Here is a 6,461-nt window from a genome sequence, read left to right on the forward strand (position 1 = left end):
ACCGCTGCAATTGTCATGACCCTGAACATGCGTATTCCTTTCACCTCAAAACATCCGAAGCCGCCCGGTCCATCCGCCGCCACTTGGCGATTGACAGACAACCCGTCGGCACTTTATGCGTAGAGCAAGCCAGTACAAGATATTGTTCCCAACCCAAAGGAGTTGCTGATGGCAACCAGGAAGCCCAAGTATGATTGGACGCAATTCAAATTGCGTATCTTCATCACCGCCAAGCCGGAAAAGGTCTTCGCCGCCTGGACCAATGACAAGCTGGTCTCGAAGTGGTTCACTGAAAAGACCGTCATCGAGCCAAAGAAGGGCGGTCGGCTCTATTTCGAGTGGGTGGCCGGCGACAAGCTGGAGACGAAGATTGTCGACATCGTCAAGAACCGCAAACTCGTCTTCCCCTTTGGTCCCGGCAAGGTCGAGGTGGCGGTGACTTTCAAGAAGGACGGCAAGGGCACGCTCTGCGAATTACACCAGTACGGCATGAAGACCGACCCCAAGTCCAAATGGAATCTCCACCGTGGCTGCATCCAGGGCTGGACCTTCTTCCTGACCAACCTGAAGGCGTATCTCGAACACGGCCTCGATCTGCGCAGCCACGACCCCAAGCGCAGCTATAGGCAGGATTACGTAAACAGTTAGAGTGTGAGTTGAGGCTGATGCAAGTCTTGACGACTCAAGGCGCAATGCGCCTCTACAAATCCCGATGCTGCGCCTTGGCTTCGAGCGCCGCCGTCTTCAGGTCGTCGCGGAATTCGCTCTCCAGCATCACGATGTGGTTGAGAGCGATCTGCACGTTACCGAATCCGGTTGAGATCAGCTTGATCCGTCCCGGATGATTCGAAATGTCGCCCACGGCGTAGATATTTTCGACGTTCGTGCGCATGTTGATGTCCGACTTAATTGAACCCTCGGCGATCTCGAAGCCGTGCTCCTTGATGAAGCCCAGCTTCGGGATAAACCCCAGACATCCGAGAATCCGGTCGACCGGCATTTCCTGCGTCGAGTTGTCCTTGACGTTCTGAATTACCGCCGCTTCAACCTTACCGTCCCCCTTGATTCCGATCAGCTTGGTGTCCATGACGATCTTGCACGAGGTCTTCTGCAGACGCTTGAGCGAGCCCTCAAACCCGACGAACTTCTGCGTCCGGTGGATCAACGTCACGTCTGTGCTGATTCCGGTGAAGTAGTTCGCCCAGTCCAGCGCCGTGTCGCCGCCGCCGATCACCAGCACGCGCCGATCGCGGTAGTGCTCGACATCGCGGACGACATATTCAAACCCCTTATTGTAATACCGGTCCGGATCCTCAATTTCCAGCTTGCGCGGCTGAATCATCCCCGCGCCGGCCGCGATTAAGACATACTTGGCGTGAACATAGCGGCCGTCTTCGGCGGTAAGCTTCCAATCCCCCTCCGGCTCGCGGCTTAGGCCCACCACCCTAAATTCCAGTAGGATCGGCACCTCATGCTGCCGCACCTGCCGATTGAGTTCCTCAACCAGCTCCGATGCCGACACCTTCGGGTAACCGGCAACATCAAAGATGAATTTCTGAGGATAGAGCGCCGTCAATTGCCCGCCGACATGCGGCTGGGCATCGACCAGGGCGGCCGACAAACCCTTATCGGCAGCCGTAAACGAAGCAAACAGCCCGATCGGGCCCGCCCCGATGGTGACGACGTCGTAGATTTTTCTCATGAACCGGAATTCAGCAGTTCTTCGCCGTAGCCTTCAAGTTCCTGCAGGCCGTCCAGCTTGAACGGATCGCGCTCGGGGATCTCGATCATCACATCGCCCTTGACCCGGCACTGGCAGCCCAGCCGGGAGGTCGGCGTCAACTCGGCACATTCTTCCAGCCGGTCTTCCTCTTCCTCCTCCATTTTGGTCAAATTCTGCTCGCCTTCGCGGACGATGATATGGCAGGTGGTGCAACAGCAATTGCCACCGCAGTTGTGCTCCAGTTCGATTTCATGCGCGAGCGCGACCTCGAGGATCGTTTCGTCATCCTCGCACTCGACGGTGACGTTATGGGGAAGAAATGTAACCTTATGACTCATGCCTGACCTGTGTATCGGGTTTGCTGTCGCCGTCGCGCTTGTGAAGCCGTTTCGGCTCCTTGGCGTCGCCGTAGAAGATCTTGCGGGCGCGGCCGGCCAGTTCGATTCCAACCGTTATATATACCCATCCGGGAACAATCTGCAAGCCGCAATTGGAGATTCGGACCGCCTTGCCGTTGAACCGCTCCCAATTGTACTCGCGGAATTTTTGGTCAAATGCTGCCTCGAAAATCACCCCGTTTTCGGCGAAGTCTGTTAGCTCCAGGACTTCCATTATCGCCTATACGGAAAATGACGTCCCGCAGCCGCAGGAACGCTTGGCCTTGGGATTGGAGAACTGGAAACCGCCGTTGACCATCTTATCGGAGTAGTCGAGCGTCATCCCGGTGATGTAGGGCATCGAGCGCGACTCCACCAGAACGGTCAAACCGTCGAAATTGAACTCGAAGTCCCTCTCTTGCTTATCCTTGACGAACTCCATTTCGTAGGACAGTCCCGAACAACCACCTGCCTCCACCCAGAGACGCAGCTGGTTCCTGTCGGGATCGGCTTGCGCACTCATTCTGCGGCGGATTTCTCCGATCGCAGCCGGAGTGAGTTGAATCGAAGGAACCTGAGTTTTTTCGTCGGCTTTGGGGTTGTTGACCATGTGGATAAGTCTCTGTCCTTTACACGACTATGTTTTCGGATTGGCCGTCAACCACTCCTTCGGCCTCTCCGATAAGATAACAAACGAACTACGTCGCAGTTCCAGTGGCTCGTTTGTTAGTTTCGGCACGTATTGTCAGCAGTTGAGGATGGAATTTGCCTGCTTTCTGTCGGTTGTTAGGTTCGATCCCAAAAGCTTACTTGTACATTGCCCCTCAACCGAATAGTATAACTTACGACTGAAAGGAGCCCGCCATGACAAATAAAGCCGCCGCGCTCAAGAAGGAAATCGAGCAGCTTGAGACCGAATATGCCCAGGCGCAACAACGGCCACAGCCAGATCATCGGCTGATTGACCATCTTTATAAGAAGCTTAAGAAGGCGCGCAAGGAACTGGCGGAGCTGGAGGGGGAAAAGTAGCCGTCCCGCACTCAAGCAGTCGCGGCGCTCCCAAATAATCGGGGCGGGTCCAGCAACCCGCCCCGTTTCCACCCACAATTGGCGGACGTCCTCACGACGCCAATCGGGGTTGTCCAGCCTTACGATGGAGAGAGTCTGCCACCGCAAGTCTTTCAGTTCGTCACTACTTCCGGCCTCTGCCGATCCCCACGCTAACAGACGCTTCAGTCACGGATTCGTGAAATCACCGGCGTCGTTAGTTTATGTAAGCACTTACATATCTACGTCGGTAACAGGATTTTGTTCAGTTGTATTTCGATTAAACGCCCCGACGTTGCACTTGGGATCTGAATAAGTTAACGCGGCGGCGTGCCTTTTTGTTGCGGTCGTTTTGGCAGCAGTTCGTTTAGCTGCGCCAGCAGTTCGGCCGAGCGGCGGGCAACGAGGAATTCGGCTTTGAGTCCGGCCGCCGCATATTGCCGCCGCTTTTCTTCCATTCGATCGACATAGAACGGCATGTGCGTGTAACCGCAGATTTCGATGAAGAGATCACAGTCCGGCAGGAAGAAATCGGGGCGGTACTGCCGGCCGGCCAACAGCAGCAGGGGTTCATAGATGTAGGCGATGCCGTGCCGTTCGAAGTACTGGACGCAGACCTTCTCGAGTTGTGATCGCACCTTGCGGTTCGAGCCCGTCTCGACGTCCGGCGCCGCCTGCCGTACTTTCGGTAGCCGGCGGGTGGTTGTGAAACTTGGTTTACCGGTCTTCTTGCTGAAGTATCTTGCCACTTTCAACGACAGGGGCAGCCTTCGGCGGCCGCCCGACTCAAGTGCAACTTTATGGGCAGGCGGCACACGGGGCCGGACCGCCGGCAAAGATGTAGTTGATCAAATACACTGCATCCGAAATCGTCACCGCGCCGCTGCAATCGCAATCGCCGGACTCGATCGGGCTCGGCGCCGGGCCGCCACCGAAAATGTAGTTGATCAGATACACGGCGTCAGAAATCGATACCATCTGGCTGTCGTCGGCGTCGCCGCACACGAAATCGCAGGCATCGCCGATGCCGTTATTGTTGGCGTCCTCCTGCCCCGGATTCGGCACAGAGATGCAGTTGTCGCATGAATTGCCGACGCTGTCGCCGTCGGCATCCTGCTGACCCGGATTGGCGATCACCGGGCAGTTATCGCACACGTCACCGCGGCCGTCATGGTCGGTATCCAGTTGATCCGGATTCGGCATCGAGGCGCACAGATCGCAGGCATCACCGATGCCGTCACCGTCCATGTCGGTTTGCTCGCTGTTGGGAATCGACGGGCAATTGTCCACATCGGCGCAGATACCGTCATCATCCAAGTCGTTCAGAGCATCCAGCGGGCAGGGGTCGCACGGATCACCCAGGTTGTCGCCGTCGGAGTCGAGCTGATTCGTGTTCGGGATGCTCGGGCAATTGTCAACGGCATTACAGACGCCGTCGTTGTCGGCGTCATTAACGGCATCGCCCGGGCAAGGATCACAGACGTCGCCGTAAATATCACCGTCCGAATTCTCCTGAAGCGGATTCGGGATGGTCGGACAGTTGTCGCAGAAATTGCCGAGCCCGTCCCCGTCGGAATCGACTTGATCGGTGTTCGGCACGGTCTTGCAGTTGTCGCACGGATCGCCGACGCCGTCAAAGTCGATGTCTTTCTGATTCGGATTGGCGATGCCCGGACAGTTGTCGAGGCCGTCCACGAACTCGTCGCCGTCGGTATCGGCCGTCTCGCATTCGTCGGGAACGGCATTGCTGTTTAAGTCAAGCGAGACGCCTTGGATGATATCACAGGCATCAAGCTGTCCGTTGCGATTGCAGTCGAGCGGGGAAACCGGCTTGAAAGCGATATCCGTCGGACTCACCAAACCACTATTGGAGCCGCGCACGAAGCGGCGGATGTAGCGGCCGTTCGGGAGAAACTCAACTACCCGCGGGGTGCTCCCGCTTAGATTGTTCTCGGCGACGAAGACGTTGCCGTTGGGGCCAACTGTAATTCCCCAGGGGCTGCTCGGCGACTGCAGATCATTGAACTGCCCGATGAACGCGCCGGTCGTGGCGTTGTAGGCCAATACCTGGTTGGTCGCATTGCTCACAACCAACAGCGTATCCTCGCGCAACACCGTAATCCCGCGCGGGCTCGACAGGCCGCCCGAACCGCTGCTGACCACAGTTGCGATGAAAGTGCCGGTCGTGGCATCGTACGCCTTGACCGAGTTGTTGCCGGCGCTCGTCACATACAGTCGGTTGCCGAATATCGTCATGCCTTGCGGCTGCGATAAGCCGCCCAGGCCGGCGGCGACAAAAGTCCCGACCGTGGCGCCGGTTGCGCCGTTGAACTCGATCACGTTGTTGGCGCTGCTGGCGACAAGCAGATTACCGTTGGCGCGAAACACCAGCCCGGTCGGGCTGCTCAGCCCACCTTGCCCGGGAACGATAAACTGCGTGATCGTACCGGTTGCCGGATTGATCTGCTTGATGTCGCCGGTTGAACCGTTACTTGCCAGCAGCAGACCGTTGTTCGGATTGAATGCCAGGTAGCGCGGTGAAAATGATCCGGTCGCCAAAGCTGTGATCGGGTAGCCGCTGGCGCGGTGGAATTCCTTGATGGCGCCCGACTGATCGCCGACGTAGAGGTTGAACTCCCGCCCCAGATCGATCCAGTCGCTGATACCGTTGGCATTGCAGTCTTGGCAGACATCCGGCACGGCATTGCGGTCATAATCGAGCGCCACCCCGTTGTTAGTTTCGTCCCAGTCGAGAACAAAGTTGCTGTTGCAGTCAGGATCGCAGATGTCAGGGATATTGTTGCCGTCGAGATCGTCGACATTCCCAAGGGTAATATCATACTCATCGGGAATGTCGTTCCCGTTGCAGTCGCTTTCGCAGACGTCGAGAACGCCGTTGGAATTCACGTCGGTAACTGGCGAGACTTCGGATGGGTCCAGTACCGCGTTGCCGTTGCAGTCCTGACAGCCGTCCGGAATGCCGTCAAGATTGACATCCGTGGCCGAGCCGTTGGCGATGTCAAGTGCATCTGCAGTGTCGTTGTCGTTGCAATCGAAGTCAAAGCATCCGAGCGAGGCAAACTCTGCCTCGACGACCTCTTCAACCCGCCGGTGCATGAACATATCGGTATTCGCCGTCAATCCCGCGAATGTGTGGCAGTAACTCATGATTGAGCCGCGTGACGGAACACCGTTTCCGCAGTCGTCGATCGTCGGCGTGTAGCCGTCATGCGTGTGAAACGTCCCGGAGTTGTGCCCCATTTCGTGCGCGACCACGATTACATCCCAATTGGAGATATTCGGCCCCACCACCG

Annotated in this window: 8 protein-coding genes; 2 read left to right on the forward strand and 6 right to left on the reverse strand. The window is 57.1% G+C overall.

What is annotated here, in order from left to right; genetic code table 11:
* The first annotated feature begins 168 nt into the window (after positions 1-168).
* Positions 169-648, forward strand: a complete 480-nt coding sequence (locus IT585_09135; GenBank protein MCC6963402.1) for an SRPBCC domain-containing protein — start codon at positions 169-171, stop codon at positions 646-648.
* Positions 649-700: 52 nt separating this feature from the next.
* On the opposite strand, the gene IT585_09140 is transcribed toward IT585_09135, so the two are convergent.
* The 4 genes from IT585_09140 to IT585_09155 are packed head-to-tail and all read right to left on the reverse strand — an operon-like array spanning position 701 to position 2,710.
* On the reverse strand, positions 701-1,702 hold the full coding sequence (locus tag IT585_09140) for an NAD(P)/FAD-dependent oxidoreductase (protein ID MCC6963403.1): 1,002 nt from the start codon (positions 1,700-1,702) through the stop codon (positions 701-703).
* Positions 1,699-2,061, reverse strand: a complete 363-nt coding sequence (locus tag IT585_09145; protein MCC6963404.1) for a 2Fe-2S iron-sulfur cluster binding domain-containing protein — start codon at positions 2,059-2,061, stop codon at positions 1,699-1,701. Before IT585_09145 ends, IT585_09140 begins: the two co-directional genes overlap by 4 nt.
* A complete protein-coding gene (locus IT585_09150; GenBank protein MCC6963405.1) occupies positions 2,051-2,335 on the reverse strand; it encodes a DUF2480 family protein in 285 nt (94 codons plus the stop codon). The genes IT585_09145 and IT585_09150 overlap by 11 nt, the downstream gene beginning before the upstream one ends.
* A 6-nt stretch (positions 2,336-2,341) precedes the next feature.
* A complete protein-coding gene (locus IT585_09155; protein ID MCC6963406.1) occupies positions 2,342-2,710 on the reverse strand; it encodes an iron-sulfur cluster assembly accessory protein in 369 nt (122 codons plus the stop codon).
* Between the two features lie 254 nt (positions 2,711-2,964).
* Here IT585_09155 and IT585_09160 point away from each other — a divergent pair, with 254 nt between their 5' ends.
* Complete coding sequence (locus IT585_09160) at positions 2,965-3,129, forward strand: hypothetical protein (protein ID MCC6963407.1); 165 nt, start codon at positions 2,965-2,967, stop codon at positions 3,127-3,129.
* A 335-nt stretch (positions 3,130-3,464) separates the two neighbouring features.
* On the opposite strand, the gene IT585_09165 is transcribed toward IT585_09160, so the two are convergent.
* Together IT585_09165 and IT585_09170 are read right to left on the reverse strand one after the other, a co-directional pair.
* Complete coding sequence (locus IT585_09165) at positions 3,465-3,902, reverse strand: hypothetical protein (protein MCC6963408.1); 438 nt, start codon at positions 3,900-3,902, stop codon at positions 3,465-3,467.
* Between the two features lie 43 nt (positions 3,903-3,945).
* A complete protein-coding gene (locus tag IT585_09170; protein ID MCC6963409.1) occupies positions 3,946-6,423 on the reverse strand; it encodes a thrombospondin type 3 repeat-containing protein in 2,478 nt (825 codons plus the stop codon).
* Positions 6,424-6,461: the final 38 nt, after the last annotated feature.

It is taken from the genome of Candidatus Zixiibacteriota bacterium (assembly GCA_020853795.1).
Taxonomy (GTDB): domain Bacteria; phylum Zixibacteria; class MSB-5A5; order CAIYYT01; family CAIYYT01; genus JADJGC01.

Excerpts from the sequence above, each read along its gene's own strand:
- IT585_09135 (MCC6963402.1), top strand. The coding sequence starts at position 169 with ATGGCAACCAGGAAGCCCAAGTATGATTGGACGCAATTCAAATTGCGT.
- IT585_09140 (MCC6963403.1), bottom strand. The coding sequence starts at position 1,702 with ATGAGAAAAATCTACGACGTCGTCACCATCGGGGCGGGCCCGATCGGG.
- IT585_09145 (MCC6963404.1), bottom strand. The coding sequence starts at position 2,061 with ATGAGTCATAAGGTTACATTTCTTCCCCATAACGTCACCGTCGAGTGC.
- IT585_09150 (MCC6963405.1), bottom strand. The coding sequence starts at position 2,335 with ATGGAAGTCCTGGAGCTAACAGACTTCGCCGAAAACGGGGTGATTTTC.
- IT585_09155 (MCC6963406.1), bottom strand. The coding sequence starts at position 2,710 with ATGGTCAACAACCCCAAAGCCGACGAAAAAACTCAGGTTCCTTCGATT.
- IT585_09160 (MCC6963407.1), top strand. The coding sequence starts at position 2,965 with ATGACAAATAAAGCCGCCGCGCTCAAGAAGGAAATCGAGCAGCTTGAG.